Annotated in this window: 16 protein-coding genes; 3 read left to right on the top strand and 13 right to left on the bottom strand. The window is 68.1% G+C overall.

Going from position 1 to position 22320, the window contains the following annotated elements:
- Positions 1 to 9: 9 nt before the first annotated feature.
- From ESB00_RS18170 to ESB00_RS18130, 9 genes are all read right to left on the bottom strand, one after another.
- Positions 10 to 678 carry an aspartate/glutamate racemase family protein gene (locus tag ESB00_RS18170; protein ID WP_129049477.1) on the bottom strand — a complete coding sequence of 223 codons (669 nt, stop codon included), beginning with the start codon at positions 676 to 678 and terminating at the stop codon, positions 10 to 12.
- A gap of 36 nt (positions 679 to 714) precedes the next feature.
- Complete coding sequence (locus tag ESB00_RS18165) at positions 715 to 1977, bottom strand: four-carbon acid sugar kinase family protein (RefSeq protein WP_129049476.1); 1263 nt, start codon at positions 1975 to 1977, stop codon at positions 715 to 717.
- Positions 1978 to 2022: 45 nt separating this feature from the next.
- The gene (locus tag ESB00_RS18160; RefSeq protein WP_129049474.1) at positions 2023 to 3270 is read right to left on the bottom strand and encodes a ribulose-bisphosphate carboxylase large subunit family protein; all 1248 of its coding nucleotides are present in this window, start codon (positions 3268 to 3270) and stop codon (positions 2023 to 2025) included.
- Positions 3271 to 3272: 2 nt separating this feature from the next.
- Positions 3273 to 4385, bottom strand: coding sequence for a mandelate racemase/muconate lactonizing enzyme family protein (locus tag ESB00_RS18155; RefSeq protein WP_129049472.1), 1113 nt, complete (start codon positions 4383 to 4385; stop codon positions 3273 to 3275).
- A complete protein-coding gene (locus ESB00_RS18150; RefSeq protein ID WP_129049470.1) occupies positions 4382 to 5230 on the bottom strand; it encodes an amidohydrolase family protein in 849 nt (282 codons plus the stop codon). The genes ESB00_RS18155 and ESB00_RS18150 overlap by 4 nt, the downstream gene beginning before the upstream one ends.
- Before the next feature lie 156 nt (positions 5231 to 5386).
- The gene (locus tag ESB00_RS18145) at positions 5387 to 6448 is read right to left on the bottom strand and encodes an L-rhamnose/proton symporter RhaT (protein ID WP_129049468.1); all 1062 of its coding nucleotides are present in this window, start codon (positions 6446 to 6448) and stop codon (positions 5387 to 5389) included.
- Between the two features lie 133 nt (positions 6449 to 6581).
- A complete protein-coding gene (locus ESB00_RS18140) occupies positions 6582 to 7724 on the bottom strand; it encodes a CaiB/BaiF CoA transferase family protein (RefSeq protein ID WP_129049465.1) in 1143 nt (380 codons plus the stop codon).
- Between the two features lie 200 nt (positions 7725 to 7924).
- Positions 7925 to 9088 (bottom strand): extracellular solute-binding protein, encoded by a 1164-nt coding sequence (locus ESB00_RS18135; RefSeq protein ID WP_129049463.1) that lies wholly within the window; start codon positions 9086 to 9088, stop codon positions 7925 to 7927.
- The gene (locus tag ESB00_RS18130; RefSeq protein WP_129049461.1) at positions 9085 to 10152 is read right to left on the bottom strand and encodes a Gfo/Idh/MocA family protein; all 1068 of its coding nucleotides are present in this window, start codon (positions 10150 to 10152) and stop codon (positions 9085 to 9087) included. The genes ESB00_RS18135 and ESB00_RS18130 overlap by 4 nt, the downstream gene beginning before the upstream one ends.
- Positions 10153 to 10208: 56 nt before the next feature.
- Here ESB00_RS18130 and ESB00_RS18125 point away from each other — a divergent pair, with 56 nt between their 5' ends.
- Positions 10209 to 10649: a MaoC family dehydratase gene (locus ESB00_RS18125; protein ID WP_218938785.1), complete on the top strand. Its 441-nt coding sequence runs from the start codon at positions 10209 to 10211 to the stop codon at positions 10647 to 10649.
- A 7-nt stretch (positions 10650 to 10656) separates the two neighbouring features.
- On the opposite strand, the gene ESB00_RS18120 is transcribed toward ESB00_RS18125, so the two are convergent.
- From ESB00_RS18120 to ESB00_RS18110, 3 genes are all read right to left on the bottom strand, one after another.
- Positions 10657 to 13509 (bottom strand): glycoside hydrolase family 78 protein, encoded by a 2853-nt coding sequence (locus ESB00_RS18120; protein WP_129049457.1) that lies wholly within the window; start codon positions 13507 to 13509, stop codon positions 10657 to 10659.
- 92 nt (positions 13510 to 13601) lie between these two features.
- Positions 13602 to 14879: an MFS transporter gene (locus ESB00_RS18115; protein WP_218938784.1), complete on the bottom strand. Its 1278-nt coding sequence runs from the start codon at positions 14877 to 14879 to the stop codon at positions 13602 to 13604.
- Between the two features lie 221 nt (positions 14880 to 15100).
- Entirely contained in the window at positions 15101 to 17155 is a 2055-nt protein-coding gene (locus tag ESB00_RS18110; RefSeq protein WP_129049454.1) for a glycoside hydrolase family 127 protein, read from the bottom strand.
- Between the two features lie 178 nt (positions 17156 to 17333).
- Here ESB00_RS18110 and ESB00_RS18105 point away from each other — a divergent pair, with 178 nt between their 5' ends.
- Entirely contained in the window at positions 17334 to 18191 is an 858-nt protein-coding gene (locus ESB00_RS18105) for a helix-turn-helix domain-containing protein (protein ID WP_129049452.1), read from the top strand.
- Positions 18192 to 18374: 183 nt separating this feature from the next.
- Complete coding sequence (locus ESB00_RS18100; RefSeq protein WP_129049450.1) at positions 18375 to 20237, top strand: right-handed parallel beta-helix repeat-containing protein; 1863 nt, start codon at positions 18375 to 18377, stop codon at positions 20235 to 20237.
- A gap of 285 nt (positions 20238 to 20522) precedes the next feature.
- Here the strand turns inward: ESB00_RS18100 and ESB00_RS18095 are convergent, their stop codons facing one another.
- The gene (locus ESB00_RS18095) at positions 20523 to 22010 is read right to left on the bottom strand and encodes a sialate O-acetylesterase (RefSeq protein WP_129049448.1); all 1488 of its coding nucleotides are present in this window, start codon (positions 22008 to 22010) and stop codon (positions 20523 to 20525) included.
- Positions 22011 to 22320 lie beyond the last annotated feature (310 nt).

The following is a 22320-nucleotide window of genomic DNA, read 5'->3' as shown; positions in this document are numbered from 1 at the left end:
TAGTTCAGTTCACGAAGCCGAAAGGAGGGTGGCCAGATGGTCGATGGCGAGGGGCGGGCTGGCGAGGATGGGGATGCGGCGCTGTTCGGGGGTGAGGGTGGCGACGACCTGCGCCATCGAGGCCTGGGCCAGCACGATGACATCCACTTGCGTGGAAAGTTCGACCAAAGCGGCGCGGACCCGCGTGTCGTGCGCGGCGGCGTTGCCCGCCATGAGCGCCTCGAAGGCACCCTCGCAGAGGCGCATGGTCAGCTCGATGGACTGGCCCGCCGCGGCCGCACGGCGGCGCACGAGATCCGCGGTCGGGTTGAGCGTGGTGGGCAGGGTGGCGATGACGCCGATGCGTTTCCCGGTGCGCACCGCGAGATCGGCCATGGGCTGGTCCACGCGGAGCACCGGCACCTTGACCGACGGGGCGGCCGCCTCCACGGCCGGGCCGATGGAGGAGCAGGTGACGAGGATGTGGTCGGCCCCGCCGGAGGCAGCCGAGCCGATGTAGGCGGCCACGCGCGCGGCGATGGCGGGCGTGATGCCGCCCTGCGCGCCGATCTGGCGGACGAGGCTGTCGTCCACGATGTTGAACGTGTCCACGCCGGGCAGTTTGTCGCGGCAGAGCTGTTGGAACACCGGGACGAGGGTCGCGGAGGTATGGATGAGGGCGAGGGTTTTGCCGGGCATGGGAGCGGTGAGGGTAAAGGGAAGGAGAGGGGAAAGTCAGCCGAGGGCGGCGGTGAAGTAGTCGGGGGCGCCGACCTGGCCGCCCTTGAAGTTGAGGGCGAGGCCGTCGATGGGGGAACCGGGAGCATGGGCGCGGCACCAGGGCGCGCCGGGGGCCAGGGGCGCGAGCCATTCGATGGACTGGAGGCCGAGGGCACGGGCGGCGTAGCTGGACGTGTCGCCACCGGCGAACACCACGCGGCGCAAGCCGGTGGCGGCTACGGCCTCACGCGCGAGGCGGCCGAGGGCGGCGCCAAGCTCGGCGGCGCCGACCGGGGGCCGGTCGCTTGAGCCGCGCGCGGTATAAGCGATCACCGGGCGGCCGGTGCGCAGGGCGGCCACAATTTGTTCGCGGATGGCCGGGGTGTCGGGCGTCGCGGGGTCGAGGGCCACGCCGGTGAAGCCGTGGGCCAAAGCGTGATCGACCTGCCCGCCGGTGACCGGCGAGCAGCTGCCGGACAGGACGAGCACGGGGCCGGGGGGAACGGCGGCGGGCTTCGCCGGAATGGTGGCGAAGTAGGCTGCCAGGGCGGTTCCGAGGCCGGAGGAACCCACCGAAAACAAGGGGCGATCGGCCGGGGCGAGGGAGCCCAGGGCACCGCCGATCAGGTCGAGATGGGTGTTGGTCAAGGCATCGATGAACACGATCTCCGCCCCTCCGCCCGCCTGGGCGAGCACGGCCTGGTGGACGCGTTCCGGGTCGCCTTCGATCGAGGGCAGCGAGACCAGGCCGATGCGGAGGGTGGTTTGGGCGGCAAGGTGCAGGCGCAGGTCCGCCTCGGTCATGGGCGTGACCACGTGCTTGCTGGTGGCCGGATGCCGGTCGAGCCGGTAGATGGGGCCGTCACTGCCGATGCCGTAGCGGGCGAAGAGATTGCCAAAGGCGCAGTAACGTCCGAGCGCGGGCGCGGCGACGACCACGGGCGTGACGCCGCCGCCGAAGACGGCCCGGCCGACCTCGATCGCGCGGCCGATGCTGCCGACGGTCGGCGACGAATCGAAGGTCGAGCAGACCTTGTAGTAAACATGGCGCGGGTTGAGCGTGCGCAGGGCGGCGAAGGCCGGCCGCAGCACGGCCTCCATCGCGTCCGGAGCGAGCGAGCGCGTGAGCCCGGCGACCCCGACGGCCTCCAGGCCGGCGCATTGGGCCGGCGTCGGGGGATAGAGGAAAAGCCGGGTGCGTCGTCCGGATTGCGCGAGGGTCTCGAGCGCGTCGGTCGCGCCCGTGAAGTCGTCGGCGAAGTAGGCGAGGTGGAGCATGGGGATTTTGTATAAGACCTATGGGACTTATGGGTCGTATAGGGCCTATAAAGGACCTCCGAACTTCGCGGCCGACTTTGCCAGCCCCGGGTAGCGTGCGAGCGACTGATCGTAGTCGAGCCCCTCGGTGGCGGCCTGCCACCAGAGGCGGAGGGATTCGACGCCCGCGGCCGGGCCGTCGGGGTGCGCCTGGATGCCGCCGCCGGCCATGTAGAGCAGGTCGGTGGTGCGCGTGCGGCGGAAGGTCTCGGGCGCCTGGCCGCCCCACTGGCCCGAGGACACCACGGGCAGCAGCGGCTTGCCCAGCGGCTCGGCGGCGAGGCACGCGGTGATCGAGCGCACGACGGAGTCGTCGGGTTCCCAGAACTTGTTGGCGATGCCGTTGACGTGGAGCTGGTCCACACCGGCGAGGCGCCAGAGTTTCTGGTAGGCGGGGAACTCCATGCCGAGCAGCGGGTGGCGGTTGAGCATGCCCCAGCCGTTGCGGTGGCCGTGGATGGCGAGCTGGCCGCGGTCGCAGATCTTTTTGGCGGCGGCGAGGCCCACGCTGTTCAGGCTGAGCATCGCGCAGGTTCCGCCGGTGGCCACGACCTTGTCGTAGTGGCGAGACATCGCGTCGAGCTCGTCGCTGACGTTGAAGGCATACATCGCCTTCTTCCCGGTGCGCTGGGCGTGGTCGTTGATGACGCGCATCACGGCGTCCACGCGCGCGTCGAACGGCGAGTGCGGCGGGTTGGCCATCAGCTCGTCGTCCTTGAGGAAATCGATGCCGGCCTCGACGAGTTCCTTTACCATTGCGGCGGTCTGGTCGGGCGAGAGGCCGATGCTCGGCTTGATGATCGTGCCGATCAGCGGGCGACCTGTGACGCCCGTGAGACGGCGGCAGCCGGCGATGCCAAAGGCCGGGCCGCGGAACGCGGCGGCGAAACCCGGCGGCACGTCGAAGTCCACGAGCTTGAGCCCGGAGAACTGCGCGAGCTCGTAGAGGTTGCCCTGCAGGGTGGAGACGAGCGTGGGGAGATTGGGGCCGAAGTTCTCGACGGACCACGACACAACGACCTCGGCGCGGCGATAGCTGGCGGCGAGGGGGCGGCCGGTCGGAAGCGAAGGGATGGCGACGGAGTCGAGCTCGGTGATTCTTTCGACGCGCGCGGCGAAGCGGGCCTTCAGCTCGGCGGTCTCGCCGGGCACGGCGACGAAGGTGCCGGAGGATTGCTCGCCGGCGAGGGTGGCGGCGGCCTTTGCGACGGGCAGCGCGGTTTCAATGTGGTAGGTGGCGGTGACGCGTTCCATGTTCAGGCACGGTTGATGCGGGCGAGGGCGTCGGCGGTCGGCTCCATGCCGGCACCGGGGGCCTCGGGCGCGATGAAGTGGCCGTCGCGGATTTGGGCGGGATGTTTCATCCAGTCGCGCAGCCACGGGATGTATTCCAGCAGCCGGCAACCCGGGTGCGCGAAACACAGGTGTTGGTGCACCTGGCACATGTCGCCGACGTGCGGCACGACCGGCAGGCTGTAACTGTGGGCGAGGTCGGCGACCTGCCAGAACTCGGTGATGCCGGCGAGGCGCACGACGTCGGGTTGCACGAAATGGACCGCCCCGGCGTGGATAAAGTCGCGGAACTGGGCCGCGAGGTAGAGCTGTTCGCCGAGCGCGATGGGCGTCTCGATGGCCTCCACGAGGCGGCGGTGGGCGAGCACGTCGTCAAAGGCGGTGGGTTCCTCGAACCACACGACGTCATAGTCGGCGAGCCGGCGGCCAAGGCGGATGGCCTCGGGCAGGGTGAGCTTGCCGTTGGCGTCGGTCATGAGCCGGACGCCCGGGCCGATCGCGGCACGGACGGCCTCGAGGCGGCGCAGGTCGGTGGCGGGGTCGGGGCTGCCGACCTTGATCTTCACGGCGCGGTAGCCCTCCGACTCGACCAACCGCCGGCAGTCGCTGACGAGCGTCTCGATCGGCCAGTTGAGCCAGCCGCCGTCGGTGTTGTAGGCCTCGACCTTCTTCGCGGCCGACCCGCCGAGGAGTTTCCAGAGCGGCTGGCCGGCGGCCTTGGCCTTGAGATCCCAGAGGGCGATGTCGATGGCGCCGAGCGCGAGGTGCGTGAGGCCCGCGCGGCCGACCCATTGCACCGGAGCGTGCTTGTGGAGTTTTTCCCAGAGCGCGCGCACTTCGCGCGGGTCCTCGCCGAGGAGCAGCGGGCCGTAGCTGTGCACCGCGCAGTCCACGATCAGCCGGTCGGTGGCCAGATGCGCATGGGTGCCGGAAAAGCCGTAGCCCGTGAGGCCCGCGTCGGTTTCGATCGCCACGCCCGGGGCGCCCCAGTGGGTGATGCTGTGCGTGCTGTCGGCAATGCTGCCGCGGGTGACCGGCGCATGAAGAATGATCGGAACGAGCCGGGTGATTTTCATGACGAAGCGACCTCCAGCCGGTAAAGGCGTTCGGCGTTGCGATGGAAGAGGCGGGCGCGCTCGCTTTCGCTGGCGCCGGCGGTGAGTTCGCGGGTGGCCTCGACCCAGCGCGCGAGCGACGCGCCGAGCGTGCAGACCGGCCAGTCGCCGCCCCACGCCACACGGTCCCAGCCGAAGCAGGCGATGACGTGCTCCACCCACGGCTGCAGGTCGGCGACGGTCCAGTCCGGGCCGGCGTAGGCGACGAGGCCACTGAGCTTGCACGCGACGTTGGGGCGTTCCGCGAGGGCGCGGAGGTGTTCGCGCCACGGGTCGAAGGCTCGGCCCTTCACGTCGGGCACGCCGGCGTGGTCGAGGATGAAGGAGACATGCGGACAGGCGTCCACCAGCGCGATGGCCTGCGGCAGCTGCCGGGCCAGCACGCAGAGGTCGAAGCTGAGACCGAACTCCGGCAGCAGGCGGACGTGCTCGATGAAACGCGATTGGGCCGAGAGCTCGTCGGGCTGGGTGTGCAGCACGCGGCGGAAGCCGCGGACCTTGGGCAGTTGGGCGAGCGCCTCGAGGTGGGTGCGGAAATTTTCGTTTTCCGGGCGCCCGCTGGCGACAATGCCGGCGATGGCCGGGGAAACGGAGGCGAGCGACTGGATGTGTTGCGCCTCGGCCAGGGCGTGCGGCTCGTCCACGTCGCATTCGACAAACACCGTGCGCGTAATGCCCGTGCCCGCGGCCGCGGCGGCATAGTCGCCGGGCAGGAAGCTGCGGTTCAGCGCCGGGATGCCCGCGCACCACGCGTAGGGGAACTGCTGCAAGTTCCAGAGGTGTTGGTGCGTGTCGATCAGGTGCATGGGGTGAATGTTCGTATTACGAACATTGGGCGGGGTGGACTTTTCGCCCGGACGACGGCCTGGCCGTGCGCCACCGTTGGGGAAACGGCTCGGAAGGCGACAGGTGTGGTCTCAGGGGGCATCGGTTGAATGTTCGTATTACGAACATTGGGTTGGTCAGTGGGCGGCGGGGGCGGAGGCCAGGGTGTTGCCGTAGCTGATGAGGCCGACGGCGCCGAGAAGGAGGGCGATGGAGGCGAAGACAAGGGCCTTGGTGGCGGGGCGGGCGGATTTCCATTCTCCGATGGCGACGCCGAAGCCGCAGCTCAGCAGGATCAGGATGATCATGTGGATGGCCCAGCTGGAGAATTCGAAGCGGCCCATCCGCACATGGCCGAGGCCGTAGAAGAAGAACTGCAGATACCAGAGCAGGCCGGTGAGGGCGGAGAGCAGGTAGTTGCGGCCGAGGCCGGTGCCGTCGGGCGTGCGGAAGAATTCGCCCCAGGTGCGCTCACGCGTGGCGAGCCAGCCGGCGTAGAGCAGCGTGGTCGTGAAGGCGCCGCTGTTGGAGAACAGGTAGATGACGTTGCCCTGGAAGTGACCGGCGCCGTGCTTCGCGGCGATGTCGGCCACGGGTTGCGCCGCGGCCAGCGCGAAGCTGAAGACGGCCGACAGCACGCCGGCGAGCAGCACGATCGGGAGACCGAGGCGGGCGTTGAAGGGCGTCTTGTTGGCATCATGGGCCGTTTCGCTCTCGCGGCGGAAGCCCGCGTAGCCGGTCACGATCATCGCCACGCCGCCCACCAGCACGCCCGCGATGACGAGCAGACCGGCACTGGACGAGAGCGTTTCGCCGAGTTTGCCCGCGAGGAACGGCGGGAGCAGCGTGCCGAGCACGCAGGAGATGCTGATGGCGAGCGCGTAGGTGAGCGAGTAGCCGATGTAGCGGATGGCGACGCCAAACGCGATGCCACCCACGCCATAGACTGCGCCGAGGGCCCAGGATTTCCACATGGCTGCGGCCGGCGCCTCGCGCAGCACGGTGCCGAGTTCGGGGATGGTGGCCCACGCGAAAAGCCACGGGAAAACCAGCCAGCACCCGGCCGCCTGCGTGAGCCAGTAGGTTTGCCAGCTCCACTTGTGCAGGTGGCGCTGCGGGGCGTAGCACAGCGCCGCGCTGCCGGCGCCGACGGCGTGGTAGGCGGTGCCGAGCAGGGGATTGGGGTCGGGGGGTAACATGGGGTGGGGCGTTAGCAGCGTGTCATCCTGAGCGGAGCGAAGGATCCAGAGTCCGGCGTGAGGGCGCGCGTGCTGAGGCTGGATTCTTCGCTGCGCTCAGAATGACAGGGGGCGAGAATTGAAAGGAAGGGACTCACAGGCCGAATTCGGTTTGGATGGCCGCGGTGTGCTGGCCGACGCGGGGGGCGCCGCGCGGGGACTTGAAGCGCTGGCCGTCGATCGTGATCGGGCAGCGGGTGGTGCGGAGCGTCGGGCCGCCGTCACGGGTGACTTCCTGCACGAAGTCGAGGGCCTTGAACGCGTCGGTCTCCCAGAGCTGCGGCCAGGAGTGGACCTCGGCGCACCAGTAGTCGGCGGGTTCGAGGCGGGCGAGCCAGTGCTTGGTCGGCTGCGTCTTGAGGTGGTCGGCGAGGAGGCGCTTGATCTCATCGCGGCGCGTGAACCACGTGGCCGGGTCGGCGAAGGCGGCGAGCGAGGGTAGCGCGAGCAGTTCACCAAGCTTCGTGATCGAACCCATCGCGAGCGCGAGAAAGCCGTCGGCGGTGGCATAGATGCCATAGGGCGCGCCGAGGTAGGCGTGGCCGTTGTTCACCGCGCTGCGCTGCGGCACGCGGCCACCGTCGTTGAGGAAGGTCGTCGTGACCTCGAACTGCAGGTCGAGGATGGATTCGAGCAGGCTGACCTCGACGAGGCCGCCCTTGCCCGTGACGCCGCGGCGCACGAGGGCGGCGAGCAGGCCCTGCACGAGGTGGGCGCTCGCGGTGAGGTCGGCGACGGCGAGGCCGAAGGGCAGCGGCGGGTCGCCGGCGTTGCCGTTGAGGTGGACGAGGCCGGAAACGGACTGCGCGAGGAGGTCCTGGCCGGGTTTCTCCACCCACGGGCCGGTGCGGCCGTAGCCGGTGACGACGCCATAGACGAGGCGCGGGTTGAGCGCGGCGCACTGCTCCGGGCCGAGGCCGATGCGCTCCATCACGCCGGGGCGGAAGTTCTGGATGAGCACGTCGGCCCGCGCGATGAGCTGCTTCACCTTCGCGAGGTCGGCCGGGTTCTTGAGGTCCGCGGCGTAGCTCTGCTTGTTGCGGTTGATCGAGTGGAAGAGCGTGCTGTCGCCGTCGAGCGCGAGGTTGGAGATGTAGAGCTGGCGGCCGATGTCGCCCGTGCCCGGGCGCTCAATCTTGATGACGCGCGCGCCGAGGTCGGCGAGGCGCGTGGCGGCCCAGGGCCCGGCGAGAAACTGGGCGAAATCGAGAACGAGGAGACCTTCGAGCGGTTTCATGCGGGGAGGGAAATCTTGAAATCGGGCATCGGGAATCGAAGCCCCACAGTTTCAGCCGGATCAAATCCGCGGAGCGTCATGCTGAGCCGTGCGAAGCATCCAAGGAGATGCGCGGATTCCCTTGGATCCTTCGTTTCACTCAGGATGACGGCGGGGGGAGTTTGAGGGTAAATCACCATATCGAATAGCCTCGGAGAATCTCAGTTTTCACGATTGCCCAGCGATGCGCGGTAGAGCGCATCGAGTTGGTTCAGGGCCGAGGCTTCGTCTGTCTGGCCACGCAGCGCGGCGTGCACGACCTGCCCGGCGTGCTCTTGGAAGGCCATGTAGCCGTTATGGCGCGGACGCAGGAAGGCGCGGTCGAGCACCGGCAGCGTGCGGATGAAGCAACCGCCGGTGAGCGCATTGTTGTCGGCGTCGGTCCACGCCTTGCGGTGGCCGGGCTGGCCGCCGGCGGCGGTGTAGAGCGTGCGCTGAATCTCCGCCGAGGCGGCGAACTGCGCGTAGGCGAGGGCGGTGGCGCGGTGCGGCCGCAGCGCCGACACGGCGAGGCCGGTCCCGCCGAGGGTGGTGCGCAGCGGGGCGCCGCGGTGGAGCGGGGGCTCGCCGAAGGTCAGGCGGTGGGCGGCGTAGCCGGCGCGCGCGTAGTTGGAGTAGCCGTAGGCGAGAGGGCAGTAGGCGACCTGCGTGTTCGCGGCGGAGGCCACGAGGTCGTGCGAGGCGATCGGGTTGCGCGCCCAGCAGCCCGGGTCGCAGAGCGAGATGAGTTCACGCAGACTGGCGAGGGCGGCGCGGCCGGTGTCGGCGGAGGCCACGCGTTCGCGGGTGGCGAAGGGCGTTTCGCCGTGGGCCACGCAGAACGTGTAGAAATTCATCAGGCAGTTGATTGGTGCGGCGGGGATCTCCACGCGGCCGGCGCGAGCGAGACCAAGCAGGTCGTCCCAGGTGCGCGGCACCGCGACGCCGTGCCGGGCCAGCAGGTCCTCGCGCCAGAAGGCGACCGGCGTGGCTGCGTCGATGGCCAGCGCCCAGTGGTGGCCGCCGTAGGTGTAGCTCGGGTGCGAGGCGCCGACGGAGTTGGCGGCCTGGTCGGCGAGGAAGGCGGCCGGCAGGTGTTCGTCGAGCGGCAGCAGCGGACCGTGCGCGGCGGCGTAGCCGACGAAGGGGTGGTCGAGCACGATCAGGTCGTAGTCGGCGGCGAGTTTCTCCACGGGGAACTCCTCGAAGGCCTTCAGCGAGCGCTTCTCCCAGACGATTTCGACGCCGGGGTTCAGCTCGCCGAAGCGCTGGGCGGTGGCGACGACGGGCAAAAAGCCGCGCGTGTGGCCCCAGGTCATGCCGCGAAGCTGGACGGAAGTGCTCATGCGGGAATCGGCGTGGCGCCGCGGGCGCTGGATTCGTAGGCAGCCTCGACGACGGCCATCGTGCGGAACGCGTCGGCCACGCGCGTGGGCAGGTCGGGGCTCTCGCCGGCGGCGAAACGCTGGAGCGCGGCCATCGGGCCGATGAAGGCGTGGGGAAACCAGTTGCCCGCGAGCGGCACAGGCTGCCAGGCGCCCGGCCGGCCGTCGGCCCCGAGCGGGCAGAGTTCGAGGGTGTCGGGCTCGCCGTGCGGGTAGTCGAGCAGCAGGCCGAGGCGGAGCTTGAGCGCGCCGCGGGTGCCCTCCCATTTCACATAGCTCTCCTGGTGGGCGCCGCCGAAGTTGTGGCCGTGGTTCGTGGTGATCGTGGCGCGCAGGTCTTCGCCGTATTCGAGCGCCATCGTCGTGCGCGTGGCGGCGAGTTTCGGCGCGGCCGGGTGGCGCGTGGTCTTGGCGTGAACGCCGGTCGGTTCGCCGAGAAAACTGCGCACGAGGTCCACGTAGTGGATGCTGTGGTAGAGGATTTCCACGCGCGGGATGCCCTCAAGGAAGGTCCAGAGCTGCCACGGCGTGTAAACCGTCACGCGCACCTCGAGGTCGTGCAGGTCGCCGATCGCGCCAGCGGCGATCAACCGGCGCGCCTCGACGACGCCGGGCGAGGTGCGCAGCTGGAAGTTCACCGCGGCCGAGAGGCGCTTGTGCTCGCAGAGCGCGAGGAGCTGGCGCGCGGCAGCGAGGTTTTCGCCGAAGGGTTTCTGAATCAGCACCGGCGCGCCGTCGGGCAGGGCGGGCAGGACGTCAGGCAGGGCGGAGGCCGGCACGGCCACGTCGAACAAGGCGTGGGCCGGGGCCTGGGCGACGGCCTCGGCCAGCGAGGCAAACACGCGCGGAATACCGAAGTCGGCGGCAAGCTTCGCGGCCTTGGCGGTGTCGGGGTCGAAGACGCCCGCCACGGGAAAGCCTGCGAGCCGGTAGGCCGGCAGATGGGCGTCGCGCACGATGCCGCCGGCGCCGATCGAGACGATCGGGCGCGAGACGGAAGGAAGCGGGACGTGGCACGGCGCCATAAGCCTCAAGCGGGATTGCCCTCCGGACGGACGCGGCTCACGCTGCGCCGCACATCATGAAGACGCTCTTTTTCGAAGACTACGCGCCGGGCACGAGCCGCACCTCGACGGGCCGCACGATCACCGAGGCCGACGTCGTGCTGCACGCCGGCCAGACCGGTGATTTCTACCCGCACCACATGGACGCCGAGTGGTGCAAGACGCAGCCGTTCAAGCAGCGCATCGCGCACGGCACGCTGATCTTCGCGGTGGCCGTCGGCCAGACCGCGGGCGAGATCAACCCCGAGGCGTTTTCCTATGGCTACGACCGCGTGCGGTTCATCAAGCCGGTGTTCATCGGCGACACGATCACCTCGCGCTGCACCGTGAAGGAGAAGCGCGACGACCCCAAGCGCCCGACGCTCGGCGTGGTCGTCGAGCTGGTCGAGGCGCTGAACCAGCGCGGGGAAACGGTGTTGGCGGCGGAACATCTGCTGCTGGTGAAGCGGAAGGGGTGAGCGCGGATCAAACCGGCCCAGCGGGAGCTGGGCCCTCCACTTTATAGGTGCTCGTGAACGTGTAGGTGCCGGCGGGGGCTTCGCAGCGGGCGAAGCGGCCTTCGCGGCCGGTGACCGTGAGGCCGTCGGCGTGCACGTCGGTGCCGGGTTCGCTCGGGATGAAGACCTGCGCGGTGGTGTTGGGCGGGACGGTAACGGTCCACGTGAGCTTGTCGCCTTCGCGGCGCCAGGCGCTGGCGATTTCGCCGTGCATCGTGCGGTAGGTGGCGCGGGCGAAATCCAAGCCGGCGCCGAGATGCGGTTGCAGCACGAACCGCTGGTAGCCGGGCACCTCGGGGTCGAGCTCGATGCCGGCGACGTGGCGGAACAACCACTCGCCGACGGAACCAAGCGAGTAGTGGTTGAAAGAGTTCATGCCGTCCTTGTGGAAACCGCCGGCGATGGTCCAGCTGTCCCAGCGTTCCCAGATCGTGGTGGCGCCCTGGAGCACGGGGAAGAGCCACGATGGATAGGTTTCCTGCAGCAGGAGCCGGTAGGCGACATCGGCGTGGCCGGCGAGCGTGAGCTGCGGATTGAGGTGGCTGATGCCGACGAAGCCCGTGCTGAGGTGCCAGTCGAGGTTGCGGATGTTCGCGACGAGGTGTTCGGTGGCGGCGGCGCGCAGGTTCGGCGGCAGCAGGTCGAAGGCGAGGGCGAGCAGGTAGGCGGTTTGGGTTTCGACGGCGAGGCGGCCGTCGGGCTTCAGCCACTCCTTCTGGAAGGCGGCGCGGACGCGCTCGAACATCGCCTGGAAACGCGCGGCCTCCGACTCGCGACCGAGGGCGCGGGCGAGACGGGCCATCTTGGCGGCGTCGTCGGCCCAGTAGGCGGTCGCGAGCAGGTTCTTCATCGGCGAGTGCGTGCCGAAGGAGGTGTCACTCGGGATGCAGAGCCAGTCGCCGTAGTTGTTGAAAAGCTGGTTGAGGCGGAGACCGTCGGGATTGTGGCGCTCGATCCAGTCGAGCCAGCGGACCATGGCGCCCCAGTGGCGCTCGACAAGGCGAAGGTCGCCATAGACGCGCCAGAGCGTGTAGGGAATGATGATGCCGGCGTCGGCCCAGGCGGCGCCGCCACCGAGGTTGCCGAGGCCGACGTAATGGATGTCCTCGCGCAGACGCGGGGCGACATCCGGGAAAATTCCCTCGGCCGTCTGGGCGTCCTCGACGTCGGTCATCCACTTCGTGAAGAACGCGGCGACGTCCATGTTGCACATGGCGGTGCGGCAGAAAACCTGGGCGTCGCCCATCCAGCCGAGGCGCTCGTCGCGCTGCGGGCAGTCGGTGGGCACGGACAGGAAGTTGTCGCGTTGCGACCAGAGGCCGTTCAGCCAGAGCCGGTTCACGTGGGCGTTCGAGCATTCGAAATGCCCGGCCGGAGGCGTGGCCGAGTGGATGACGCAGGCGATGGCCCTTATAAAAGCATGCGGTGGGCGTGGACCATCAATTGTGATCTCAAAATATTGGAAACCGTGGAAAGTGAAATGAGGTTGCCATACTTCCTTGGGCCGGCCGGCCACCACATAAGTATCGGTAGCTTTTGCCCGACGCAGATTCGCAGTGTAGAGAGAGCCTTCGGATGTGAGGCGTTCGCCGTGGCGTAAAGTGATCTTAGTGCCTGCGGGCACATGCTCAAGGTGCAGCCGGACCCAGCCGCTGATATTCTGGCCACAATCATAAAGATATGTGCCCTTGGGTGGGTTTCCGATATGGTCCGGCTCCAAAGTTTCGATGATGCGAACCGGTTCGGCGCGTTGGGCGACAAGCACTGCAGAAGGTGGCGGCACCTCACGAGCAGGGAGCCAAGCATCGGAATTCGCGAGGCGAGCATAGTCAGCGGGTTTGGCGAATCCTTGAATCTCCACCCCCGCCCATCCCGGTGGAGCGTCATTGAGCACGACCCGTGGAGTTTCTTTGGGTAGGTCCCATCCGGCGTGTTCCCGTCGGGCGTCATAGGTTTCGCCCATCTGAAGGTCCGAGGCGAGGATCGGGCCGGTGTTGCAGGTCCACGAGCCGTCGGTGGCGAGGGTGAAGCGTGCGCCGTCGGCGAGTTCGATCTCAAGTTGGATGAGCAGGCTGTTTTCCAGCGAGCCGTAGCGGCCGCGTTTTTCCTGCCAGCCGACGTAGCCGGACCACCAGCCGTCACCGAGGGTGGCGGCGAGGCAGTTGGGGCCGCGGGCGATCAGGCCGGTGACGTCGTAGGTGCGGTAGTGGAGGCGCTTGTCGTAGTCGGTCCACTCCGGGGCGAAGAGGTCCTCGCCGATGCGACGTCCGTTGGCGCGGAGTTCGAACAGGCCGCGGGCGGTGGCATAGACGGTCGCGCGCACGACCGGCCCGGGCACCTCGAACTCCCGGCGGAAGAGGGCGGGCGTGCCGGGATCGGTGAGCGTCGGGGCGATGGCTTGCGGATCGCGGCGGATGATCTCCGGGTCGGCGGCGATCCACTTGGCGGACCAGTCGGATTTCTCCAGCAGGCCCATGGTCCAGCGGGAGGGAGCAGAAACCTGAGACCTGAGATCTGAAACCTGAGGATCGGCGATCCAGACCTCGACGTGCCAGTGGCAGTGTTGGCGGGAGGCGAGCGGGGTGCCGGCGTAGGCGATGTGGGTGGTGGCGTTTGATTCGACGCGGCCGGAGTCCCAGAGGTCGGCGGTGCCGGCGGCGAGTTTCTCGGCGGTGCTCGCAACGCGGATGCGGTAGGCGGTCTGGCGCACGCCGCGCGCGGCGGATTCCAGTTGCCAGCTCAGGCGGGGCGTCCGCTCGTCGAGCCCGAGCGGGGCGACGAGGTATTCGCAGCGGAGGTGCGTGATGCGGACGAAGGACAACGGAGGGGAAAGCTGAAAGTGGCGGTGAAAGGGAAGGGCCGCGGATCGGGTGTCCTTGGTCTTTGGTCCGTGGTCAGTGGTCCCGGCTTAGCTCAGGCGCGCTCGGCCTCGATCTGTTCGAGGGACTTGCCGGAGGTGTCGGGCATGAAGAAGAAGCCGACTGCACCGCTGATCGCGAGGAACAGCGTGAGCAGCGTGGCCAGCGTGCCGATGCCGGAGTTGGAAATGACCGGGACGTAGAAGCTCCAGACGCCGACGGCGATGCGGGCGAAGCCGAAGGTGAAGCCCTGGGCGGTGCCGCGGAGCATCGTGGGGAAGAGTTCCTGGCTGAAGACCTTGTAGAAAGCCTCGCCCGCGAGCGCGCCGCCGGCGGCGAACAGCACGATGTTGGCGATGATGACCGGGATGCTGAAGGGCATGACGATCAGCAGGCCGTAGGCGAAGATCTGGGTGAGGGAGCCGATGGCCCACATGGTCTTGCGGGCGGCGAAACTGCGGTCCGCGAATTTCATGAACACGGCCACGGTGACGACCATGGCGGTGACGAAGGCGAGGCTCGGCAGGCCGACGCCCAGGGCCTGGCTGTCGGCGTTGTGCTTGGTGATGAGGTAGGAGTTGAACGCGCCGGCCGTGCCGGCCGCGAGGTTCCAGAAGGTGTAGATCGTGGCCGTCCAGACGAGCGCGCGGAAGTTCGACCCGGAGAACAGCGCGCTAACCTTGTTGCGGACCAGGGTCGCCGACTTGGCGGCTTCGGTCCAGCGCGCGGATTCCGCGAGGCCGCGCCGCAGCGCCCAGGTGACGAAGGCGACGACGAAGAGGTGGAGGAAGACGATGCGGACGCCGAGCAGACCGAGCGGGGCGAGGGCGAGGGCGAGCCAGAGCACGATGGCCGGCCCGAGGCACCATGCCACCTGCGTAAAGCCGAGGAGCTTGCCGCGCGCCTTGGCCGGGGCGAATTCACCGACGAGCGCGAGGGAAGTCGGGATGTCCGCGCCGACGGCGAGGCCGACAATGAACGTGCCCACGAAGAGCATCTCCTTGTTGGCGGAGAACGCGATGATGAGGATGCCGGCCATGTAGACCAGCAGGTCGTATTGGTAGATGCGCTTGCGGCCGAGTTTGTCCCCGAGCCAGCCGCCCAGAAACGCGCCCAGCGCGCAGCCGATGGCGTTGGGTCCGATGGCCTGGAGCGCACCGACTGCGCCGTCGGTCATGCCGAAGGTGGTTTGGAAGAGCGCGAGGCCCGCGCCGAGGGCGACGATGGAGCCGGCGTCGAGGTAGGAGGCCATGCCGGCGAGGGCGGACCATTTCCATTGCTGGGCGGTGATGGTGCCGGTGTCGGCGGAGGGGGCGGGGGTGGGAGCGGTCATGGGGTGGGGGAGATCGTGAAGTCGGGCATCGGGAATCTAAATCGGGAAATTCAGAAGGACACTTTCCCGAAGCGTGTCATCCTGAGCCGGACGAAGGATCCAAGCGGGTGCGTGAGATTCCTTGGATCCTTCGCTGCGCTCAGGATGACGGAACGGGTGATCATGCCGGGGTTTGGGGTTTCTTTGGGGTTTGGCGCTTTGGCGTTTGGAATTTTGCCGCGTCAGCGGGCGGGCAGCCAGACGCTCATCTCGGTGTCGCCGCGGTTGCCCCAGGCGTAGTAGGGGACGGCCTTGAAGGTGACGGGGCGCGGCGCGGCGGGCGTGACCGGGCGGTAGAGTTCGCCCTTCACCCAGTCGCGGCGCGGGAGGGTCAGGCCGTTGAGCGTGAAGGTGAGCACGTCGGCGCCGGCGATCTTTTCGCGCTGCGCCTTGAAGCCGGCGGGCGTGGTGAGCGAGAGCGCGACGTCCTCGAGCCGCACGCCCTCGGGCAGGTCGTTGGACTCGACGCAATAGACGAGCGGGCCGTATTTGATCGTGACCTGGTTGACGGTCTCCTCGACGAGCGGGTTGGCCTCCCAGAGGGTCGGCGAGAAATCCATCGCGAGCTCGACCGTGTCACCGGCTTTCCAGGCGCGCTGGATGAAGCCGTAGGTGCCGGGCTGGAACTGGGACGGGAGCACCGCACCGTTGAGCTTCACGGCAACCTGGTCGGGGCTGAGCCAGCCCGGAATGCGGAACTTCAGCGCGGTCACGGCGGCGGGGGCTTCCTCGATGACGAGCTTCACGGCGCCGTTCCAAGGGTAGTCGGTTTCCTGGCGGAGCTTGATGCGGGAGCCGTCGGTCCACTTGGTGTCGAGCGTGCTCGCGGCGAAGAGGTTGACCCAGACGGCGCCGGGCGAGAGCGAGTAAACGTAGTTGTGCGCCTCGGCGATGGTGCGGACGACATTGGGCGGGCAGCAGAAGCTGACGGGAATGTTGGGCACGCGGGTGCGAGACCAGCGCAGGGGAATGTCGAAATCGTGGAGCTTCTTCAGCGGGTTGACGTAGAAGTAGTCCTTTCCGTCGAGGCTGATGCCCGGGAGGATGCCGTTGTAGAGGGTCTGCTCGAAAAGGTCGGCATAGGCGGCGTCGCCGGTGAGCGCGAGCTGGCGCCACATCCACATGCCGTAGCCGATGGTGGCGCAGGTCTCGTTGTAGGCGGTGAGGTTCGGCAGCTGGTAGTCGCGGCCGTAGGCCTGGTGGACGGTCTTGATGTATTTGTGCTGGGTGTGGGGGACGCCGTCGGGCGAGGCGCCGTCGTAGAGGGCGCCGGTCATGCCGGTGATGTAGAGTTTCTGGCCGGCGACATCCTGGGAGAGGGCCAGCAACGGCTTGAGCAGGGTGGCATCGCCGTTCTCGGCGTAAAGGTCGGCGACCCCGGCGTAGAGGTAGTTGGCGCGCACCGCGTGGCCGACGGCCTCGGTGGTCTCGCGGAAGGGGGTGCGGTCCTGGTTGTGGTCGGAGCCGTCCTTTTCGGTGACGAGGCTGCGGATCTCGATGAGCTGTTTGGCGAGCTCCAGGTAACGCGGCTCGCGGGTAACGCGGTAAAGCTCGACCACGCCCATGTAGTGGGACGGGCAGATGGCGTTGCGGGCCAGTTCCTGCGGGCGTTCCTTGCAGAGGCGGTCGATGTAGTCGGCCGCCTTGATCGCGCACTCGAGCAGCGTGCGCTTGCCGGTGATGCGGTAATGCACGCAGGCGGTCGTGATCAGGTGGCCCATGTTGTAGGTCTCGAAGTGCTCGCGATCCACGAATTCGCGGGGCTTCTCGCCGTTGCGCTGGGGAATGATGTTCTGCGTGTGCAGGTAACCGTCCTCGCGCTGGGCCTTGGCGATGACAGGGATGATCCGGTCGATCTGGGCCTCGAGGGCGGGCTCCCTGGTGAGGGCGTAAACCTGGATCAGCGCCTCGAACCACTTGAGGAAATCGCCGTCGTTGAACGGCGGACCGCGGAACTTGCCGGGCACCTCGCCGGCGGCGATCAGGTAATTGTGCCAGGCGTGGCTGTCCTTCTCGCTGCTGAGGATCGTCCACATGTGCGGGATCATCACGTCGCGGCAGACCTCGAAGCGGTCGCCGAGCAGGCCGCCGTTCCAGCGCACGTCGCCGAGGTCGGGCATGTAGAACTTCGCGTGGGGCGAGCGGGTCGTGTCGATGAGGGACTTTTCCGCGGCGGCAAGCGGAGCAAAGCTGGCGCAACCGGCCAACAGGCCGAGGAACAGGGGCAGGGTCTTCATGGGCAACAGGGTGACGTGGGGATGATCCGGGGCAATTCGCCAGCTCAAACCCGTGGCGCGTGTCAGGTCGTCCACGGATTATCGCGGGGGTGCGCAATCTGCGTGGAAGACGGATGATAGGATGTTTTAAGCTTTGTTTCCGCCGTGTTCTGCGTTTTTTCTTCCGGGAAACTAACCCATGGCCAAGTTCGAGACGGAACGCGCCCAGTTTACCACTTACGGACTCTCCTGCGTCCGGTGGAATCCGTCGCCCATGCCGGGTCCGGACCACCACAACGAGATCCAGCTGAACCTCCTGCGCCGGGGCCGGGTGACCTACATGATCGGGGGCGTAAAAACCAAGGTGCCGGTCGGGCAGTTTCTGGCCTTTTGGGCGGCCATGCCCCACCAGATCATCGATTACGAGGAGGACACCGACTATTTCGTGGCGACCCTGCCGCTGGCCTGGTTCCTCCAGTGCCAGCTGCCCGACGCCGTGGTCCAGCCGCTGATGCGCGGCGAGGTCGTGACCGAGCCCTCCACCGAACGCAGCGTGATGGACGCCGCCCTCTTCGCCCAGTGGGAGCAGGACCTGAAGAAAAACCACCGCGTGCTGCGCGAGATCGTGACCCGCGAGATGGAGACCCGCCTGCGCCGTCTCGGGCTCGCGCTCGAGGCCGACCAGACCGGCCCGGCGCTGCGCCCGCCGGCCAAGGTGCAGATGGGCGGCCTCAACAAGGTCGAGCAGATCGTCTGCTACATCGCCCGCAGCTACCTCGAGCCGATCACGGTGGACGACATTGGCAAGGCCGTCGGCATGCATCCGAACTCGGCGATGCGGCTGTTCAAAAAGGTTTTCGGCACGACGCTGATCGACCACATCACGCACCACCGGGTTTTCCACGCCAAGCGCCTCCTCGCCACCACCGACCAGAAGATCGTGGACGTGGCCTACAGCTCGGGCTTCAGCTCGATCAGCCGCTTCAACGAGGCCTTCCGCCGCGCCAGCGGCTGCACCCCGCGCACCTACCGCACGGAGCACGCCGGCGGGGATTGAGAAGGTGGAGCCCGCGCTCCTTAGCGGGCTTGCGGCCGGTGCGGAGACCGGCCCAGCAGCGGGCGCGGAGCGTCGGCTCCACCCGTCAAATCCCTGTCCCGAATTTTCGGGCGCCTAAGGTTCAGCGTTGCGCGGTGCGCGGCAACGGAGCAATGAGCCTGTCACCCCCTGTTTTCTTTCCGGATGAAACGCCTGCTCTCCCTTTTCGTTCTTCTCGTGGCCGCGGTGGATGCGTTGGTCGCGGCCGAATTCTGGGTCGCCCCCGGCGGCAGCGACACCAACCCCGGTACGCGCGAGCAGCCGCTGGCCACCGCCACGAAGGCCCTGCGCCTCGGCCGCGAAATGCGCCGGCTCAAGAACCCGGCCGCGGAGAACGGCGTGCGCGTCATCCTGCGCGACGGTTACTACCTGCTGCACGAACCGCTCTTCATCCGTCCCGAGGACAGCGGCACGCCGCTGGCGCCGACGGTGCTGGCGGCCGCGCCCGGCGAGAAACCGGTGCTCGGCGGCGGAGTGGCGGTGAACGGCTGGACGAACAAGCTCGAGGCGCCGCCGCAGCTCCCGGCGGTCGCCCGCGGCCACGTGTGGGTGGCGCCGATCCCGCGCCACAACGGCCGGCGCCTGGAATTTCGTCAGCTCTGGGTCGAGGGCACCAAGGCTGTGCGCGCCCGCACGCCCGGCGAGGGCGACATGGCGCGGCTCGTGGCGTGGGACCGGCCGAAACGCGAGGCGTGGATCCCCGCCGCCCTGCCCGTGCCGGCGCGGCTCGACGGGGTGGAGCTGGTGCTGCTCCAGATGTGGGAAGTCGCCGTGTTGCGCCTGAAGTCGCATGACCGCGTCGGCGACCAGGCGCGCGTGACCTTCCACGAACCGGAGAGCCGGGTGGAGTTCGAGCATCCCTGGCCGCAGCCCGTGATGTCGGCCGAACGCGGCAACGCGCCGTTTTTCCTGACCAACGCCCTGGAATTTCTCGACGAACCCGGCGAGTGGTTTGCTGACGCCGAGGCCGGCTTGGTTTACTACTGGCCGCGCGCGGGCGAGGACTTGATGAAGGCGCGGGTGATCGTGCCGGCGCTCGAGACCGTGTTGCGCATCGAGGGCACGGCCGACCGGCCGGTGCAGCATTTCTCCGTCGAGGGCCTCGGTTTCGCGCACACGACCTGGCTGCGTCCTTCGCACGCCGGTCACGTTCCGTTGCAGGCGGGTTTCTACCTGCTCGATGCCTACGGCCTGAACCCCAAGGGCACGCCCGAGTGGCGCAGCCTCGACAACCAGGGCTGGATCGGGCGCCCGCCTGCGGCCGTTACGGTCACCGGCGCGCAACACCTCGCGTTCACGCGCTGCCGCTTCGAGGGCACCGCGGCCAGCGGGCTCGACCTCGGGCTCGCGGTCTCGGACACGGCCGTCACGGGCTGCCTGTTTCGCGACATCGGCATCAACGGTCTCGTGGCGGGCTTCTTCGGCGAGGGCGGCTTCGAGACGCACCTCCCGTGGAACCCGGCCGATGAACGGCTCATCGGCACGCGCCTGCGTTTCACCAACAACCGGCTCGCCGACTGCGCCAACGAGGACTGGGGCGGCGTGGCGCTGATCGCGGGCTTCGTGCGCGACTCCGTGATCGAGCACAACGAGATCACCGACACCTCCTACACCGGCATCAGCCTCGGCTGGGGCTGGACGCGCTCGCCCAATGCCATGCGCAACAACCTCGTCCGCGCCAACCGCATCGTCCGCTACGCCACGCGCCTCACCGACACCGCTGCCATCTACACGCTGTCGTCGCAACCCGGCACGGTCGTCAGCGAGAATGTCGCCGACGAGGTGAAGATCAGCCCGTGGGTGCATGACCCGGAGCATTGGTTCTACTACTACGCCGACGAGGGCACGGCGTTCACCGTCTGGCGCGACAACTGGTGCCCGGCCGAGCGTTTCCTCCGCAACGCCAACGGCGAGGGCAACGTCTGGGAAAACAACGGTCCGATGGTGAGCGAGAAGATCAAAGCCGCTGCGGGGCTGCAGCCGGAGTTCCGGGCCGGGCAGGATTGAGTGTAGGGGCGCGTCTCGTGCGCGCCCGCGGACGTGGGAAGGCCACGCACCTACAAGTTGCGGCTAAGTCCCGCCAAGCCGCTTTCGCAGCGTGTCATTCTGAGCGCAGCGAAGAATCCAGCCTGGGCGGAAATGGGGTGCGGACTCCCCTGGATTCTTCGCTGCGCTCAGAATGACAGGTTCGGGCGTTTTATCCATTAACCGGTGGAACGCACTGCTCCCCAGTGCGTTGATCGGCGGGGCGACATGAACCCAAGCGGCGCGTTGGGGAGCAACGCGCTCCACCTACTTCGCTTCCTTCGGCACCTCGAGCGTCAGTGGCCAGTCGTCGGTGCGGAAGGGCAGCGCGGGCAGGCCGGCGGGGTTCACGAGATTGGGGTTCGCGGTTTCGTCCCACGCGAAGCGCACGGCGACGGGCTTCGGCACCGCCGGGCTGCTCACGACGACCTTGCCGCCCTTGAGCACGGCCTCGGCCGGATGAAACTTCCGGTCGGCGCCGGCGATTTGGAAAAGGGTGAGCGGCTGGCCGTCGCGGCTGCGGAGACCGACGGCCGGCGTGAACGTGAGTTCGAGCTTCTGGCTGAACCACGGGCGGCGCAGCGTCTGGAATCGAGGAGCCTGCACGGCGTTTTCCTTGCGTCCGTAGGTCTCCGCCAGCGCGAGCCGGGCGAAGCGCCGGCCGACGTCGTGTTTGTTGGTCGGGTGGATGTCCTTCACGTTGCCGACCAGGTCGGTCGTGGGGATGAGGCCCGTGTGCGGCACATCGAGCGCGGCGGCCTGCGCTTCCCAGACGGCGGGCAGGGAGTCGGGGGTCAGCTGCTTGGGCCAGACCTTGATCCGCGAGTAGGTGAAGGGCGCGAGCTGGGCGAAGTAGAACGGCGCGTCGGGCCGGCCCCAGGCCGCGCGCCAGCTGGCGATGAGCGCACGCATTTTCACGGCGTATTCGAGGTGCTCGGCGTTCATCACGTTGGCCTCGCCCTGATACCACAGGAAGCCCCGGAGGGTGAACGGCACATAGGGGGTCACGCGCTCCGTCCACAGCTCGGTGGCCTGCACCCCCTTGACCCAGGAATCGTACGGGACCTTTTCCAGGCCGCGCAGAGCCGGGTCGGAGGCGAAGGCCGCCGGCGGCATCCAGGCCTCGATCCGGGTGCCGCCGAAGCTGGAGTGAATCAGGCCGACCGGCACGCCGAGTTCCCGGACAAGTTCCCGGCCGAAGTAATAGCCGGCCGCCGAGAATTCCATGCGGGTCAACGCCTCTGCCGAGCAACGGCGCCACTCCAGGAGGATGTCGCCTTCCTTGGGCTTGAGGGCATGCAGCCCTTGGAACAGGCGCAGCGGCGGGCAGTCGGCGCGGGTGAGTTCCTCCTCATAGCCGTCGGTGGGCTGCTGGCCGCGGCGCGGGCCGAGCTGCTTTTCCATGTTGGACTGGCCGGAGAGAAACCAGACCTCGCCGACGAGAACGTCCTCGAATTTTAGATTTTCGATTTTGGATTCTCGATTGAGGGCCGAGATGGTGAGGTCGCGCGGGTCGGCGGAGGCGGGGAGGGCGTCGAGGCGGACGAGCCAGCGGCCGCTGGCGTCGGTCGTGGTGGCTTTCTCCTGATCGGCGAAGCGCACGGTCACCGTGGCGGCCGGTTCGGCCGTGCCCCACACGGCGACGGGCAGGTCGCGCTGGAGCACCATGTGGTCGCCAAAGATCGGCGGGCAGGCGAGGTCGGCGCGGAGCAGGGCGGCAAGCAGCAGAAACAGACAAAGGAGACGGGGGCGCATCGGGGTTACGCCATCAAAGCGTGACGCGCGTGGGCGTCACGTTCGGATTGCTCCGGGATTGTGACGGGGAATTGGCGATTTAACACCCATGCATGGCCTCGCGCAAAGGGCGCGAAGGTGGAGCGCATTGCTCCCCAATGCGCTGGTTTGGGAGCTGACGGAGCCAAGCGCGTTGGGGAGCAACGCGCTCCACCTCCCCATGGCAAAAGCACTCAGAGCTGAATCGGGTTCGATTGCAGCGATACGGCTCAGGCGTTCTTGGCGTGAGGCCCTGTCGGAAATCTCCATGGGATTCGGCGTGAAAAACGGA

The organism is Oleiharenicola lentus, from assembly GCF_004118375.1.
Lineage (GTDB): Bacteria > Verrucomicrobiota > Verrucomicrobiia > Opitutales > Opitutaceae > Lacunisphaera > Lacunisphaera lenta.
This window is presented reverse-complemented; position numbering and strand designations above follow the sequence as displayed.